Here is a 14,908-nt window from a genome sequence, read left to right as displayed (position 1 = left end):
TTACTTTTCGGTGCGAACGCCCCAGCTCAGTGCGCGAATTGGGTAACAGAACGTCGTGTGCAGATATCGCTGCCGACACCTGACCTGTGGGAGCGAGCTTGCTCGCGAAGAGGCCCGTACATCCGCCAAATTCTCTGCGGCTAATACACGGTCTTCGTGAGCAAGCTCACTCCCACATGATCGGTAGCGCTGGGTATATCAGGGTAGTCTCAGTACTAATCAGTGCCGGGCCAGCTTGCTGCGCAACAGCCACACCCCGGCAAGCGCCGACGCGATCGAACCCAGCAACACGCCCACTTTCACTTCATCGATCAGATGCGCAGCGCCCGGGAAAGCCAGGTTGCCGATGAACAGGCTCATGGTGAACCCGATCCCGCAGAGCAGGGCCACGCCATACAGCTGCGGCCAGTTGCTGCCTTCCGGCAGGGTTGCCAGGCCGGATCGGATCGCCAGCACGGCTGCAAGAAACACGCCGATCTGCTTGCCGACAAACAACCCCAGTGCCACGCCTAGCGGCACCGGATCGACCAGATTGCCGAGGGTGATGCCCGACAGGGACACGCCCGCATTGGCGAAGCCGAAAATCGGCACCACCGCGAACGCCACCCAGTAGTGCATTTTTTCTTCAAGGAACAGCAGCGGCGAGCGGGCTTCTTCCTTGCGCGTTCCCAGCGGAATGCACAGCGCCAGCGCCACACCGGCCAAGGTCGCGTGCACCCCGGATTGCAACACGAAGAACCACAACAACAGACCGAGCAGCAGGTACGGCAGCAATCGCTGCACGCCCATGCGGTTCATGATCACCAGCACCGCCAGCGTCGCGAAGGAGGCACCGAGCATCGGCATGTTCAGGCCGCTGCTGTAGAACAGCGCGATGATGGTAACAGCGCCCAGGTCATCGAGAATGGCCAGTGCGGCCAGAAACACCTTCAACGACGTCGGCACCCGCTTGCCCAGCAAAGACAGCACGCCGAGGGCGAAAGCGATATCGGTGGCCGCAGGAATCGCCCAGCCGCTCAGGGTTTCGGCGTTGCCCATGTTGATGCCGATGTAGATCAGCGCCGGCACCAGCATGCCGCCCGCTGCCGCAAAACCGGGGAGCGCGCGCTGACCCCATGTGGCGAGACCGCCGGCCAGTACTTCCCGTTTGATTTCCAGACCGACCATGAGAAAGAAGATCGCCATCAAGCCGTCGTTGATCCACAACTCGATGGACAGCCCGCCCCACACACTGTGCAGTGCAGCGAAATAAGAAGGGGCGAGGGGGGAGTTGGCAACGATGATCGCCGCGAGGGCAGCGCCCATCAGCACAAGGCCGCCTGCCGACTCCGATGAAAGAAAACTGGCAAGAATGGCGAGGGCTCGAGGGCTTTCTTTATTGTCGTTGAGCGTCGTCATGGTCGTCCCTGTGCTGGCGAAAAAAACGCAATCTACCACAGGGACGGCGGGACTCAGACGCGGGACAACTCGATCACGCACACGCGACTGGCGCGAGGAGCGTAGAGCACAACCTCCAGCAGCTCGCCTGCAGCGTTGTCCAATTGCAGGCAATCGTGTTTTTCCAGCCGTTGCGGCGGATGCTCGCCGACATTGGCGGCCATCTGCTCGGCCGCGCTGAACACCACGAACACGTCGGCCGAACTGAAAAACCGCTGCGGCTGCATCACGTCGATCCACTGCAGGCGCGCGCGGTAGCGGGCGGGCGAGTAGATCAGGTTGAAGTCGCGTATCGGGCCGTCGAGTAGCGTGCATGACACTGCGCTGTCGCCGCTGAACGCGAACGGATCGGACGGCAGCAGTGGTTCGCTGTCCTGGCCATCGATGTTCAGCGTCATGCCTGCGCCTTGCAGCACCGTGATGATGCGCTGATAACCGGCGAACACCGAAAAGCCGCCCGACTCGCCGATGTCGGCAATCGACAGCCGCCAGCCGAAACCCTCCAGGCCTTCGCCGGCATCGCGAGTGATTTCCTCGGTGCTGCCGCCGCCGTTTTTCCAGGGCATGCGCGGGTAGTCAGCGGCGCGCAGAACAGTCAGTTGAGTCATTTGCTGAAGCGTCCTTCCAGGCGATGGCGTGAACCGGGATGAATCAGGCGCGCGGCGGTCACCGGTTGGCGCCCGGACCAGGTGCGCCGACGCACCAGCAGGCACGGCTCGCCCTTCTCGATCTGCAGCAACTTGCATTCGTCGGGCTCGGCGAGAATCGCCTCAACCACGTGCTCGCCTTCCGTCAGCGGCGCGACCTGGGACAGATAGGCGTAGGGCGTTTGTTGGGTGAAATCCTGCTGCAGGTAGTCCGGTGCGACGAGGGCGTTGACGAAACGGTCCTCGATTTGCACGGGAATATCGTTTTCGAAATGCACGATCAGCGAATGAAACACTCGCTGGCCTTCACGCATGTCCAGCGCCAGCGCACGTTCGGAACCAGCGGCTTCTTCGGTGAGGATGATCACCTGGCAGGTGTGGGTATGTCCGCGGGCGGCGATCTCATCGGCGATGTTATGCACTTCGAACAGTGCCGATTGCGTCTTGGGCTCGGCGACGAAGGTACCGACGCCTTGCATGCGCACCAGCAGCCCTTCGGCGGTCATCTCGCGCAGGGCGCGGTTGATGGTCATGCGGCTGAAGCCCAGCTGCGTCACCAGTTCGCTCTCGGACGGCACGCGGTGGTGCGGCGGCCAGGTGCCGTTCTGAATCTGCTGGGTGATCATGTGCTTCACCCTGGCGTACAGCGGCGCCGGACTGACACCCATCTGGGAGGCCAGCGGCAAAATGGCAGGCGGAGTCGGCACAGAGAAATCCTTGTTATGGCGTTATTCAGGCGAAAGAGGTTACAGCGTCCACGCTAACCATTAACACGTGTGCCGACAAGCGCGGCGCAGTTTACCGGCCGTATAAACGTCTGTATATGTATAGACAATTTCACGCAAGGGGTGCCGAGTCATGTCCGTTTTCTTTGCCGAACGCGCGTTATTGCCCACCGGCTGGGCCACTAACGTACGTTTCGAGGTCAGCGCCGATGGCCTGCTGAGCCAGGTTCAGGCCGATGCCAAACGCGCTGGCGCCGAGCTGCTCAATGGGCCGGTCGTGCCGGGCATGCCCAATCTGCACTCCCACGCCTTTCAGCGTGCCATGGCGGGCCTCGCGGAAGTGGCCGGCAATCCCAATGACAGTTTCTGGACTTGGCGTGACCTGATGTATCGCCTCGTCGGGCAGATCAGTCCGCAGCAGCTCGGCGTCATCGCGCGGCAGCTGTACATCGAAATGCTCAAGGGCGGTTTTACTTCGGTTGCGGAATTTCACTACGTCCATCAGGACACCACCGGCAAGCCCTACGCCGACCCCGCCGAATTGGCGTTACAGGTCAGCCAGGCGGCGAGTTCGGTCGGCATCGGCATGACCCTGTTGCCGGTGCTCTACAGCCACTCCGGTTTCGGCGGCCTGACCCCGAACGAAGGGCAGCGCCGGTTCATCAACAGCACCGACAGTTACCTGGACCTGCAAGCACGTCTTAAGCCCATCATCGCCGCGCAACCCGCCCAGGCGCTGGGGCTTTGCTTTCACTCGCTGCGTGCCGTGACCCCGCAGCAGATCAGTGACGTGACGGCCGCCAGCGACCCCCATTGCCCGATCCACATTCATATCGCCGAGCAGCAAAAGGAAGTCGACGATTGCCTGAGCTGGAGCGGTCGTCGGCCATTGCAGTGGCTGTATGAAAACGTCGACGTCGATGGGCGCTGGTGCCTGGTTCATGCGACCCATGCCGAGCCGGATGAAGTGGCGTTGATGGCGAAAAGTCGTGCGATCGCGGGACTGTGCCTGACCACCGAAGCGAACTTGGGCGACGGGATTTTCCCGGCGGTGGATTACATCGCTCAGGGCGGTCGCTGGGGCATCGGTTCTGATAGCCATGTGTCGCTGAGCGTGGTCGAGGAGTTGCGCTGGCTCGAATACGGTCAGCGTCTGCGCGATCAGCGTCGTAACCGCCTGTACCGGCCGGATCAGCCAATGGTCGGACGCACGCTATACGACGCGGCGCTGGTGGGCGGTGCCCAAGCGATGGGCCAACCGGTAGGTGCGCTGGAAGTGGGCAAACGGGCCGACTGGCTGGTGCTGGACGGTAACGACGCTTATCTGGGGACGGCGTCCGGTGATGCCATTCTCAATCGCTGGCTGTTCGCCGGGAGTGATCGTCAGATCAAGGATGTGATGGTCAATGGCCGCTGGGTGATCCGCGACGGCCACCATGCCGATGAAGGGCAGAGCAGCCGTGCGTTTGCCCAGGTGCTGAGGGAATTGCTGGGCTGAACATGTGTGCAGAGGCAAAGGGCCCCTTCGCGAGCAAGCTCGCTCCCACGTGGTGCATGCCCATCCTGAATGTGCATGGCGCACACGGGCATGCGGGCCTACTTTTGGAGCAATCCTGCACGTCCAGGCGACGCGCTGTCTCGCATCAAACACAACCCTTGTGGGAGTGAGCTTGCTCACGAAGGCGGCGATTCAGGCGCTAGAGATGCAGCGGGTGTCTCGACCTCTTCGCGAGCAAGCTCGCTCCCACAATTTTTGTGTCCACAGGTAGAGCTGCGGCGCTGTCATGTTTCATGAGAGTGAGCTTGTTCACGAATGACCGAACGGGTCAGTCCGCAGCCTTGCCCACCTTCGAATCCGCCACCCGCCAGATCAGCTTGGTGGTGTCGTAGCCCTGTTGCTGCGCTCTCATCAGCAGGTCGTTGCGCACTGCATCCGGCACATGAGGCGTGCGCGACAGCAGCCACAGGAACTTGCGGTTCGGGCTGCCCACTAGCGCCACTTTGTAGTCGGGGCTCACGTACAGCACCCAGTAATCGCCCTTTGCCACACCCGGGAAGAGGTTCGAGAACCAGTTGTCGAACACGACCCACAGCTTGTCGGTCTTGCCCTGAACCTGCGGTGAAGCCGTTCCGGTTGCTTGCTCCCACTTGCCCTCGATCGTGCGGCAGCGGTTGGTGACAGCGATTTTGCCATCGTCCTTCAGCGTGTAATGCGCTTCGGACTGCGCGCAGTTGCGCTGGAAGAACATCGGCAGCCGCGCCACTTCGTACCACGTGCCCTGATAACGCTTGAGATCAACATGATCAACCGTCTTCGGCGCCATGGATTCAGTTTCTGGCTTAACCGCACAGGCGCTGATCCACAATGCTGCCAGCGCCACGGCGCCGATTTTCAATCCCTGACGAATATTCATTCAAGCCCCTGCGCTGAAAACAGCACTACCTTGTCGGCGGCGTATTGGACGCTGATGAAGGTCTTCGCATCGCCCCACGTGCAACTGGACATTCCCAACGCGCCGGAGCATTCGGTCGGGCTGCCGAGCAGTTGCTCGACCTGCGCCTTGGGCATGCCGGCGGAGATTTTCGAGTAGTTCTCCTGAGTGACCTTGCTGCAGGCCGCCAGCAATACGCAGAACGACAATACCGCGAGAGTGCGCAAAGACATGAGATGAAGCTCCTGAATCGAGGGGGGGCAGTGTCACAGCGCCCGGCGATAGCCGCACAGCGCCGACATGATGCTGCGAGTTTAGAAGAGAAAAGGGGGTGACTGGTTCCGAGGGGTGAGAATTTCCCGTGTGTCCAGCCCGCCGCGCTGTCGCGCAGCAAACACTACACTTGGGGGCGTGACCGGGGTAACGCTCCATCTCGCTCATAAAAACGGTATGTCAGCCGACGAATATTTTACCTAGTGCACCGACGCCTCCGTCTGCATGTGGCTCACAACGAGTTTGCCCTTGCGCCGTCGTCTGAAGCGAGTCAGGTTGTCGATTGGGAAGCTAAGACAAAAGACGGGTCAGTAAGGAGAAAATATGCGTCTGGATCCAGATACGGAAAGAAATGCGCTGCTAGCTATCCTCGAGATAGGACGCAGAGAGATTCACAATGGCGCGTTCCAAAGCGTCGAAGATGTCTTTTTGGAGCTGGATGTAGAGGAGCACATAATCAAAGAGCGATCAGAAGAGTCTCGTTCTGATTAGAGATCTCCCAGGTCGCTGACGCATTGGCAGCTCAAAAAGTAATGGCCGCCAGAGGCGGCCATCCAGGACGTTACTCTTTGTGATACGCCGTTGCGCGTTCGACTTCTTCCTTCGAGCCCAGGAACACAGCAACGCGCTGGTGCAGGCCTTCGGGCTGGATGTCGAGGATGCGCTGATGGCCATCAGTCGACGCGCCGCCGGCTTGTTCAACCAGGAACGACATCGGGTTGGCTTCGTACATCAGTCGCAGCTTGCCCGGCTTGGAAGGCTCGCGGGAATCGCGCGGGTACATGAACAGACCGCCACGGGTCAGGATGCGGTGGACGTCGCCCACCATCGCCGCGACCCAGCGCATGTTGTAGTTCTTCTTCAGCGGGCCGTCTTCGCCAGCCAACAGCTCTTCGACGTAACGCTTGACCGGGGCTTCCCAGTGACGCTGGTTGGACATGTTGACCGCGAACTCCTGAGTGGACTCCGGGATCTTGATGTCTTCGTGGCTGAGGACAAAGCTGCCCATCTCGCGGTCCAGCGTGAAGCCTTTGACGCCGTCACCCAGGGTCAGCACCAGCATGGTCTGTGGCCCGTAGATGGCGTAACCGGCCGCGACTTGCTGAGTGCCCGGCTGCAGAAAGGCCTTCTCGTTCAGCGCTTCGTTCTGGCTCAGGTACTCGTTCGGGCAACGCAGCACCGAAAAGATCGTGCCGACCGGCGCGTTGATGTCAATGTTGGACGAACCGTCCAGTGGGTCGAACACCAGCAGGTAGGCGCCTTTCGGGTATTTGCCGGGGATCTGGTAGGCGTTGTCCATTTCTTCGGACGCCATGCCGGCCAGGTGACCGCCCCATTCGTTGGCTTCGAGCAGAATCTCGTTGGACATCACGTCCAGTTTCTTCTGCACTTCACCCTGCACGTTTTCAGTGCCCATGCTGCCGAGCACGCCGCCCAGAGCGCCTTTGGATACCGCGTGGCTGATCTCCTTGCACGCACGCGCCACCACTTCAATCAGAAAGCGCAGATCGGCAGGGGTGTTGTTGGTGCGGGTCTGCTCGATCAGATAACGACTCAGGGTAACGCGGGACATGGAGAGCTCCGAAAATGGGGGATAAAAACGCGCACAGTCTAGCGTGAGCGGAGATTTAATACTGCCTGTCAGACCGGTTAGGTAGTGATTCAGTTCACGGGCTACATAAGCCTAACCCGATCGGGGTGACGAATCGGCGGGCATCGTCTGCAATTTTTTCGATGCCGGATCGATTCAGCGTCATCACCCCGACACTTATAATTTGGCGCCTCGGTTGGCGCGTTATTTTGCGCGTTACTTGCTACCAGACCCGCGCAGTGTGCCAAGCGCCATCCAGGCCAGAAAAACCACGCCGAGTATCAGCACGGCCCATAAACCGATGCGTTTCAGGTCGGGACCACTGGCCTCAGCGGGCGCAGCCGAAGCAACCGGCGCGACCGGTGTGGAGGCCATGGAGGCGCTGCCCAGCGCCGCCAGTTTTTCGGGGCTGACACCGGGAATCAGCGTTGCCAGTGGCAGCGCCGCGCTTTTCACCGTGGCATTGCCGACGGCCAGGCTGTAAGGCGGCGCGCCGCGGCCGAGAAATACCAGTTGCGTGGCGCGCACGGCAAAACTCAGCGTAGGCGCGTCATTGCCCAGGCCGCCGCCACGGTCATCCACCTCAAGTTTCAGCTGCTGCACGACATTGCCCGGCAGCTCCATTTCGTCCTGCACAACGTCCTGACCGTTCTGGCTAAGCCGATAAAGCAGGCCATTGTCGATCAACTGCCACGGCGCGTTGCTATCGCGACGCCCATACAGCGTGGCGGGCGCGAGGCTGTTGGGTTGCGCGATGTCGATCCGCATCCGTTCCAGCGGCAGGGCCACCGGCAATTGCCACACATACACGCCAGGTTTTTCGACGCGTCCATTGATGGCCGGTGACCAGCTCAACGGCATTACACCAGGTTGCGTGCTGATCAGTTGCACGGCGTTCAACGTGGGCGCGGAAAGCGGCGACTTCCACAGCAAGCGCAGATAGCGGGCGCTACGCCCCGGCAGATTGACGACGCGCTGCTCAACCAATTCCTCGGCAAATGACAGCCTCGCCACCTGACCATCGCCCCAGCGCTGCCAATGCTGGAGGTCGTCGCTGGCCTCGATGCTGAACCGCTGAAAACCGTCGCGCTCGCTGCTCCAGTCCAGAATCAATTGATCGAGTGGCGCGTCGATCGCACTGGTGTCGAGCAGCCAGCCGCGCAAGATTTCTTCACCTGCCTCGATCTCTCCCTGGGGCTGAACCTCCACCAGTGTGCCGTTGGGCGTGCGCTCGACGCGGATTTTCGGTTCGGCCTCTTTTGCGCCATCGCTGTTGTACAGCGGGAACCACTTCACCGAGACCGGGCTGGCGTCGGCGGCACGCTGAGGCGGGCTTTGGGTGATCGTGTACGGCTGGGCCTGGCCGTCTGCGTTGAAAACGCGCACATCGTTGAGAGTGCTCTGGCGCGCGTTCAACTGTACGCCGAGGGGCAATTCCAGCCGATACCAAGGCCCCTCACCGCTGACGGTCAGGGGCGCATGGGTAGTGAAATCATCCGGCAGATCCTCCGCCTGGCTGAGCGGGGCCGCGCACAGCAGCGAGCCCAGCAATGGGGCAAGCAGGGCGGCCTTGATGACGAACTGACGACTCAACTGAACACTCCTTACGCGTTTCATTTCGATGCCCGGTCCGCAACACCCGCATCGGTCAAACCCTCACTTCGGGCCGGATGCCGGGGCGGCAGGGGGGCGAAATATCCCACCACCAGCAACAGAACGCCAACGCCGATAAAGGAAATGATTCGCTCCAGGCCGCCGCGATTGCTCAGCTCGACGAAGAACAGTTTGGCCACGACCACCCCGATCAGCGCGGCGCCGACAATCCACAGCTCGCTACGTGCGCGCAGATGGCCGACGATCATCAGCGCCAGTGCGGTCAGCGTCCAGACAATGGAAAGCCCGGCCTGCACACGCATGGATTCAAACAGCGCGTCGGGATCCCAGGCAACGCCGAGCCAGTGATGGGCCGTGCGCAGGACCGTGGCGGTGATGAGTGCGAACAACGATGCGCCGGCAATGACCAGCGCCGCCTTCTGAGCATGCCCCTCGCTGACGCCCAACTGCGGCAGTTGCTGGCGGGTCCAGCTGAAGATGCCCGTCAGCGTGATCAGCAAGCCCAATTCCAGCGGATTCAGCAGCGGAAGGTAGGGCAGCGGATCAGCAGCGCCTTCGCTGAACCCGTTCGCCAGCCAGAACCAGCCGAGCATCAATACAGCCAGCGGCGCGGCAGCCCAGACACGGTATTCGCGCGGGTACGCCCCGACAGGCCAGGGCCACGTGCGGGATGCGGTCATCGCCAGCAAGTACAGGCTCGGCAGCAACGCCCAGCCCAGCCAGCGCCAGGCGTTATACGACTCCGACAACACCAGCAATCCGTAACGAAGCTGCAGCGAGAGCACGGCGATGATCAGCCAGCAGCCGATCACGTGGGCTGCACTGCGCAAGCGCGGGAGCAGCAGTTTGTCAAGCCGATTCAGCGACCACAGATGAACCGCAAACACCGCGAGCCAGCCCAGCCAGCCCCAATCGGCGGCAGGGTTGTAGTAGGCATTGAAACTCATCAGCGCGAGCAACACCGCGCTCATGGGTGTCAGCAGCGTGGACAGTTGAGCGATCCCGGCCCAGTTCAGGCGCAGGGCCGCCAATGTCCACAGCCCGACACTGAAAGCGCCCAACAGCAAGAGCGTCGAGAACTCGGCCTCTCCCGGCACGTAATGGGTACTGACGCACACCGCCGCTGCCCAAAACAGCGCGCCCCAGATCAACAACACCGGCTGCAGGAAACGATTGCTCAACGACAAACGCAAGGTGCCTACGCGCTCGACCGTGAAGGCGCTGACCAGGCCGGCAAGCGCGATGATCAGCGGTGTCCAGAAATCGCCGTGGTTGAAGTTCGGCACAAACCAGCGGCCGACCACGCCTAGAAACGCGATCCCCGCGCCCAGTTGCAGCAGCAACCCGAAACCCCTTGCCAGCAAGCGGTTCTGGCGCATGCCCAGCCAAAATACCGCCGCGCCTTCGACGGCCCAGGCGACCGTCGTCCATTGCGCGCTCAAGCCCAGCGGAATCGCCAGCGTGCCGAACACAACGCCCAGTGACAGGCACGTTTCGACCAGCAGCAATGCCCGGCCCGGTGCGCGTCCGGCCAGGAATCGAGCGATGCCCATGTACAGCAAACCCAGCGCCAGTGCGCTCAACGCAGCGCCGAATTCCAGATGTTTGACGAGCGCGTATTGCAGGCCGAACCCCACGATGGGCGTGCCGAACAACAGGCTGCCATCCACGTAGTGAGTCTGGCGCGCGGACCAGCGCAGGGTGGCTTCGCGGCTGTCGTCGTCGGGCCCGGCGGCATGCTCTTGCAGCTTGCGCCGGGCGAACAGCAGGCCGATCGTCAGGTACATCAGGAAGAACAGAATCAGGAAGGGTTCGGTGCTCCAGAACAGCTCGGGCGTGTACGCGTCCATGCCCCATGCGAAGCCAATGCCGAACGTGCCGATGAAGCCGATCAGGTTCAGCGGACGCCATGCCTTGAACCACGCGATGGCGAAAATGCCGGCGTTGAGCAGGGCGAAATAACTGAACAACGCGACATGACTCCCCTCGCCGGAGGACGTCAGCAGCGGCGCGGCAAACCCGCCCAGCGCGGCGACGCAGGCGAGGGCCAGGGAGTTTTGCGTGACGGCGAGAATGGCCGAAAACACAGTGACTGCAACCAACAGGCTGAACGCCATCCCCGGCGCCAGCAGGGTGTGGACTTTCATGGCGGCGAACACGGTCAGGTACAGCACCGCGACGCCAGTCCCCTGCAGCATCAGCGCGAAGGATTCATTGCGGTGACGCAGCCACCAACCCAGACCCAACAGCGCCAGCGCTGCCACCGCGACGCCGGCATAACGGGCTTCGATCGGGACGACCAGGCCTTCGGTGGCGTAGCGCAGCAGAAACGCCAGGCCGAGAAACAGCAGCACTACGCCGACCCGCAGCACGGTGTTGCCACCCAGCAGCCAGTTTTTCGCGCGCAATAAGGCGCTGTCGAAGAGGCTGTGCTGGGGAGGAGCGGGCTGGGTTGAAGCGGGCAGGGAGGCGGGCGGATAGCTCGGGGCTGCAGGTGATGGCGCTTGCGCAGGCCTGCTCCATTCTGAGTCGCGAGCGTCCGAGGCGGCGGGCTCGAGGTCCGGGAGGTCCCACAGCAGTTCCGGGCCGGCGTCTGCGATGGGCTGAACATTCAACGGCGCCGACACGGGCGCATCCGGCAATTGCGCGGCGGCGGAATCCAGGTGGCTGAGGCGTTGCTGTACGGCGTTGAGCTCCAGCCGGGTTTTGGCGAGTTCGGCTTTCTGCGCAGCGGTTTCCCGCGTCAATGCACCAAGCCGGAAGCTCAAGCCCGCCGCCAGGCCAATGACCGCGCCGACAGCGCCGCCCAACAGCGACTCATCAAGAAGCGCTCCGATTACCAGACCGGCCAGCAGAAGAATCCATTGCACGCGACGACATCCCTTTTCGGCCGATTAACGGCGATGGCGAAAAGTATATCGGCCCTCAGGAAAGGGGAAACATTTTGTGTCGGGGAGGGCGGCAGTGGACAACTTGCAGATGAGAACTGTGGAGTGAGCGCTGGATGGACTCGGAATCTCGGTCGCGCTGCTGGAATGGCAGGACTGAGCTTGCTTACGATGAGGTCGGTACGTCTGCTAAATCATCAGCGGCTGAACTGCCTATTCGCGAGCAAGCTCGCTCCCACAGGATTTGGGTTGACTCGGGAATCTCGGGCGCGCTGCTGGAATTGTGGGAGTGAGCTTGCTCACGAAAAGGGCGGTACATCCGCTAAATCGTCAGCGGCTGAAATGCCTTATTCGCGAGTAAGCTCGCTCCCACAGGATTTGTACTTGTGAGAGCGAGCGGTCACATCAAGGTGATCGTCTCCGCTGAGGCGATCACCCCGCGCGTCCTTAATCCAGCGCGTTCCAGATTTCGGTCGCGTACTCGCGGATGGTCCGGTCCGAAGAGAACCAGCCCATGCGTGCGGTGTTGAGCACCGCCGAGCGCCACCATTCCTTGGAATCGTGCCAGCGCGCTTCGACCTTGGCCTGGGCGTGCCAGTACGACTCGAAGTCAGCGCAGACGAAGAATCGGTCGTAGTTGATCAACTGATCGATCAACCCAGCATAGCGATACGGGTCATCCGGCGAGAACACCCCGCCCCGAATCGCTTGCAGCACGTCATTCAAACGCCCGGACGCCGCGATGTCCTGATGGGCGTTGAACTCACCGGCATGCTTGCGCGCTTCGACTTCCTGCGCGGTCATGCCGAAGATGAACATGTGCTCCAGGCCGACCTGCTCGCTCATCTCCACGTTGGCGCCGTCGAGGGTGCCGATGGTCAGGGCGCCGTTGAGGCCGAACTTCATGTTGCTGGTGCCGGACGCTTCCAGACCTGCCGTGGAAATCTGCTCCGACAAATCCGCCGCCGGAATGATGCTCTCCGCCAGGCTGACGTTGTAGTTGGGCATGAATACCACTTTCAAACGGCCGCGCAGCGTCGGGTCGTTGTTGACCGTGCGTGCGATGTCGTTGGTCAGCTTGATGATCAGCTTGGCCGAGTGATAACTGGCCGCCGCCTTGCCGCCGAAGATCTTCACGCGCGGCACCCAATCGGTGCTCGGGTCGGCGCGCATCGCCTGATACAGCGCCACGGTGTGGAACAGGTTCAGCAGCTGGCGCTTGTACTCGTGGATGCGTTTGACCTGCACGTCAAACATCGCCTCGGGGTTAACCGAGATGCCCATGCGTTCCTGAATGATCGAGGCCAGGGCTTGCTTGCTTTGCAGGCGCTGAGCGGCGAATTCCTGCTGGAAACGTGCGTCGTCGGCCAGCGGCTCCAGTTTCAGCAGCGCGGTCTCGTGGTTGTCGAGCACTTGCTCGCCCAACTCGTTGACCAGCATGGAAGTCAGTTGCGGGTTGGACTGGAACAGCCAGCGGCGGAAAGTGATGCCGTTGGTTTTATTGTTGATGCGGTCCGGGTGCAGCTTGTGCAGGTGGGCGAAAACGGTTTTGCGCATCAGTTGCGTGTGCAGCGCAGACACACCGTTCACGCTGTGCGAGCCGAGGAACGCCAGGTTACCCATGCGCACGCGACGGCCATTGTCTTCCTCGATCAGCGAGACGGCGCGCAGCAGGTCGAACAGTGCAGGGTCGTCTTTGAAGTCCTGGCGAACCTTGTCGATGTGCTGAGCGTTGATCATGTAAATGATCTGCATGTGGCGCGGCAACATGCGCTCCATCAGGCCGACCGACCAGGTTTCCAGCGCTTCCGGCAGCAGCGTGTGGTTGGTGTAGGCCAACGTGCCGACGGTGATGCGCCAGGCCTCGTCCCACTCCACGTCGTGCAGGTCGATCAGAACGCGCATCAGCTCTGCCACAGCGATCGACGGGTGCGTGTCGTTCATCTGGATAGCCACGTGTTCCGGCAGGCTGCTGATGCTGTAGCCCATGTTCTTGTGACGGCGGAGCAAATCCTGCAGCGACGCCGAGACGAAGAAGAACTCCTGACGCAGGCGCAGTTCCTGGCCCGCTTCAGTGCTGTCGTTCGGATACAGCACACGGGAAATACTTTCTGCCCGCACCACTTCCGCCACGGCACCGACGTGGTCGCCGGCGTTGAAGCGTTCAAGGTGCAGGTCTTCCACGGCGCGCGCACGCCACAGGCGCAGCGTGTTCACCGCTTTGCCGCGCCAGCCCACGACCGGGGTGTCGTAAGCAATCGCGCGGACGGTTTCGCCTGCGGTCCAGACCTGATGGGTTTCGCCCGAGGCATCCAGAACAGGGGCGCCCGCTGCATCAAACTGGGGCTGCACGCTGCCGCCGAAACCGATCTGGTAAATCACTTCAGGGCGTTCGAATTCCCACGGGTTACCGAAGTCCAGCCAGTTCTCGGTCTGCTCCTGCTGCCAGCCATCGACGATGGCCTGACGGAACAGGCCGTGCTCGTAACGAATGCCGTAGCCATGACCCGCAATGCCGAGGGTCGACATGCTTTCCATGAAGCAGGCGGCCAGACGACCGAGGCCGCCGTTGCCCAGCGCAGCGTCAGGTTCCAGCGAGCGGATTTGCTCAAGGTCGACGTTCAGGCCCTTCAACGCTTCACGCGCGGTTTCGAGAATGCCCAGGTTGCTCAGGCTGTCGAACATCAGACGGCCGATCAGGAATTCGAGGGAGAGGTAATAGACGCGCTTCTTTTCCTGCCGGTAGACGTAGCGCGTGTGGTTCATCCAGCGCTCGGCCATTTTGTCGCGAGTCGCCAGGGCAATTGCCATGAACCAGTCATGGTCGAAGGCATGGTCGGGGTCTTTACCGACGGCATACTCGAGTTTGTTCAGCACAGCTTCTCGGAAGGCTGCCACTTCAGCGTCACGAACGTTGGGTTCCGGAGACATCGGGTACGACCTCAAGTTGGTTTGACGATTAAATGGGTGGGTAGACTGTAGGGCGTGTCATTGGTTATTTCCTCCCGAACGGATGAAAAATACGCGGTTGCACGACCCTGGGTTCGACTCGAACAAGCTACCTCGGTTCGCCGTCAATGCACACCGGCGGCGAATATCTGGCGCTTTCCCCTGATCTGGAGACGGCTTGCATTGATCGTTCCACTCTGGCGTTGATCTTGCTCATGCCTGCTTTCAGTGGACATATGCCGTGTGAAACGGGGGATCACAGTTGGCTAAAGTCCGGCAGGCATGTTCATTCGCCGATTCGGGTTTATGATGCCCCACGGCAGATACACCGCAGCCCCTGAACCGGACTTTT

General features: G+C 61.4%; 11 protein-coding genes. 2 read left to right on the top strand and 9 right to left on the bottom strand.

All coding sequences use genetic code 11. The annotated features are described in order from the left end of the window. Positions 1-219: 219 nt before the first annotated feature. From nhaA to hutC, 3 genes are read right to left on the bottom strand one after another with little or no spacing between them, the layout of a single operon-like run. On the bottom strand, positions 220-1,398 hold the full coding sequence (gene nhaA, locus QWI20_RS20050) for a Na+/H+ antiporter NhaA (RefSeq protein WP_369306916.1): 1,179 nt from the start codon (positions 1,396-1,398) through the stop codon (positions 220-222). Between the two features lie 53 nt (positions 1,399-1,451). Further along, positions 1,452-2,045: a HutD family protein gene (locus QWI20_RS20045; protein ID WP_369306915.1), complete on the bottom strand. Its 594-nt coding sequence runs from the start codon at positions 2,043-2,045 to the stop codon at positions 1,452-1,454. After that, positions 2,042-2,752 (bottom strand): histidine utilization repressor, encoded by a 711-nt coding sequence (hutC, locus tag QWI20_RS20040; protein ID WP_369307002.1) that lies wholly within the window; start codon positions 2,750-2,752, stop codon positions 2,042-2,044. The genes QWI20_RS20045 and hutC overlap by 4 nt, the downstream gene beginning before the upstream one ends. A 190-nt stretch (positions 2,753-2,942) precedes the next feature. Between hutC and QWI20_RS20035 the strand changes: the two genes are divergently transcribed. Then, the gene (locus QWI20_RS20035; protein WP_369306914.1) at positions 2,943-4,307 is read left to right on the top strand and encodes a formimidoylglutamate deiminase; all 1,365 of its coding nucleotides are present in this window, start codon (positions 2,943-2,945) and stop codon (positions 4,305-4,307) included. 328 nt (positions 4,308-4,635) lie between these two features. On the opposite strand, the gene QWI20_RS20030 is transcribed toward QWI20_RS20035, so the two are convergent. Then, complete coding sequence (locus tag QWI20_RS20030; protein WP_369307001.1) at positions 4,636-5,133, bottom strand: lipocalin family protein; 498 nt, start codon at positions 5,131-5,133, stop codon at positions 4,636-4,638. 86 nt (positions 5,134-5,219) lie between these two features. After that, positions 5,220-5,474, bottom strand: coding sequence for an outer membrane protein assembly factor BamE (gene bamE / locus QWI20_RS20025; protein WP_192171240.1), 255 nt, complete (start codon positions 5,472-5,474; stop codon positions 5,220-5,222). Between the two features lie 364 nt (positions 5,475-5,838). Between bamE and QWI20_RS20020 the strand changes: the two genes are divergently transcribed. After that, positions 5,839-6,006: a hypothetical protein gene (locus QWI20_RS20020; protein WP_369306913.1), complete on the top strand. Its 168-nt coding sequence runs from the start codon at positions 5,839-5,841 to the stop codon at positions 6,004-6,006. A 70-nt stretch (positions 6,007-6,076) separates the two neighbouring features. Here the strand turns inward: QWI20_RS20020 and QWI20_RS20015 are convergent, their stop codons facing one another. The 4 genes from QWI20_RS20015 to QWI20_RS20000 form a co-directional block, all read right to left on the bottom strand. Next, positions 6,077-7,087 (bottom strand): class 1 fructose-bisphosphatase, encoded by a 1,011-nt coding sequence (locus tag QWI20_RS20015; protein ID WP_065986681.1) that lies wholly within the window; start codon positions 7,085-7,087, stop codon positions 6,077-6,079. A gap of 234 nt (positions 7,088-7,321) precedes the next feature. Continuing rightward, the gene (locus QWI20_RS20010; protein WP_369307000.1) at positions 7,322-8,668 is read right to left on the bottom strand and encodes a DUF3999 domain-containing protein; all 1,347 of its coding nucleotides are present in this window, start codon (positions 8,666-8,668) and stop codon (positions 7,322-7,324) included. A gap of 50 nt (positions 8,669-8,718) precedes the next feature. Further along, positions 8,719-11,589 (bottom strand): DUF2339 domain-containing protein, encoded by a 2,871-nt coding sequence (locus QWI20_RS20005; RefSeq protein WP_369306912.1) that lies wholly within the window; start codon positions 11,587-11,589, stop codon positions 8,719-8,721. Positions 11,590-12,054: 465 nt separating this feature from the next. Further along, positions 12,055-14,538, bottom strand: a complete 2,484-nt coding sequence (locus QWI20_RS20000; protein WP_369306911.1) for a glycogen/starch/alpha-glucan phosphorylase — start codon at positions 14,536-14,538, stop codon at positions 12,055-12,057. Positions 14,539-14,908 lie beyond the last annotated feature (370 nt).

It is taken from the genome of Pseudomonas sp. W2-17, assembly GCF_041060445.1.
Lineage (GTDB): Bacteria > Pseudomonadota > Gammaproteobacteria > Pseudomonadales > Pseudomonadaceae > Aquipseudomonas.
This window is presented reverse-complemented; position numbering and strand designations above follow the sequence as displayed.

What these genes read in the sequence shown, in the direction of transcription:
- QWI20_RS20000 (WP_369306911.1), bottom strand. Translation starts at nt 14,538, where the DNA reads ATGTCTCCGGAACCCAACGTTCGTGACGCTGAAGTGGCAGCCTTCCGA.
- QWI20_RS20035 (WP_369306914.1), top strand. Translation starts at nt 2,943, where the DNA reads ATGTCCGTTTTCTTTGCCGAACGCGCGTTATTGCCCACCGGCTGGGCC.
- nhaA (WP_369306916.1), bottom strand. Translation starts at nt 1,398, where the DNA reads ATGACGACGCTCAACGACAATAAAGAAAGCCCTCGAGCCCTCGCCATT.
- QWI20_RS20015 (WP_065986681.1), bottom strand. Translation starts at nt 7,087, where the DNA reads ATGTCCCGCGTTACCCTGAGTCGTTATCTGATCGAGCAGACCCGCACC.
- bamE (WP_192171240.1), bottom strand. Translation starts at nt 5,474, where the DNA reads ATGTCTTTGCGCACTCTCGCGGTATTGTCGTTCTGCGTATTGCTGGCG.
- hutC (WP_369307002.1), bottom strand. Translation starts at nt 2,752, where the DNA reads ATGGGTGTCAGTCCGGCGCCGCTGTACGCCAGGGTGAAGCACATGATC.
- QWI20_RS20030 (WP_369307001.1), bottom strand. Translation starts at nt 5,133, where the DNA reads ATGGCGCCGAAGACGGTTGATCATGTTGATCTCAAGCGTTATCAGGGC.
- QWI20_RS20045 (WP_369306915.1), bottom strand. Translation starts at nt 2,045, where the DNA reads ATGACTCAACTGACTGTTCTGCGCGCCGCTGACTACCCGCGCATGCCC.
- QWI20_RS20020 (WP_369306913.1), top strand. Translation starts at nt 5,839, where the DNA reads ATGCGTCTGGATCCAGATACGGAAAGAAATGCGCTGCTAGCTATCCTC.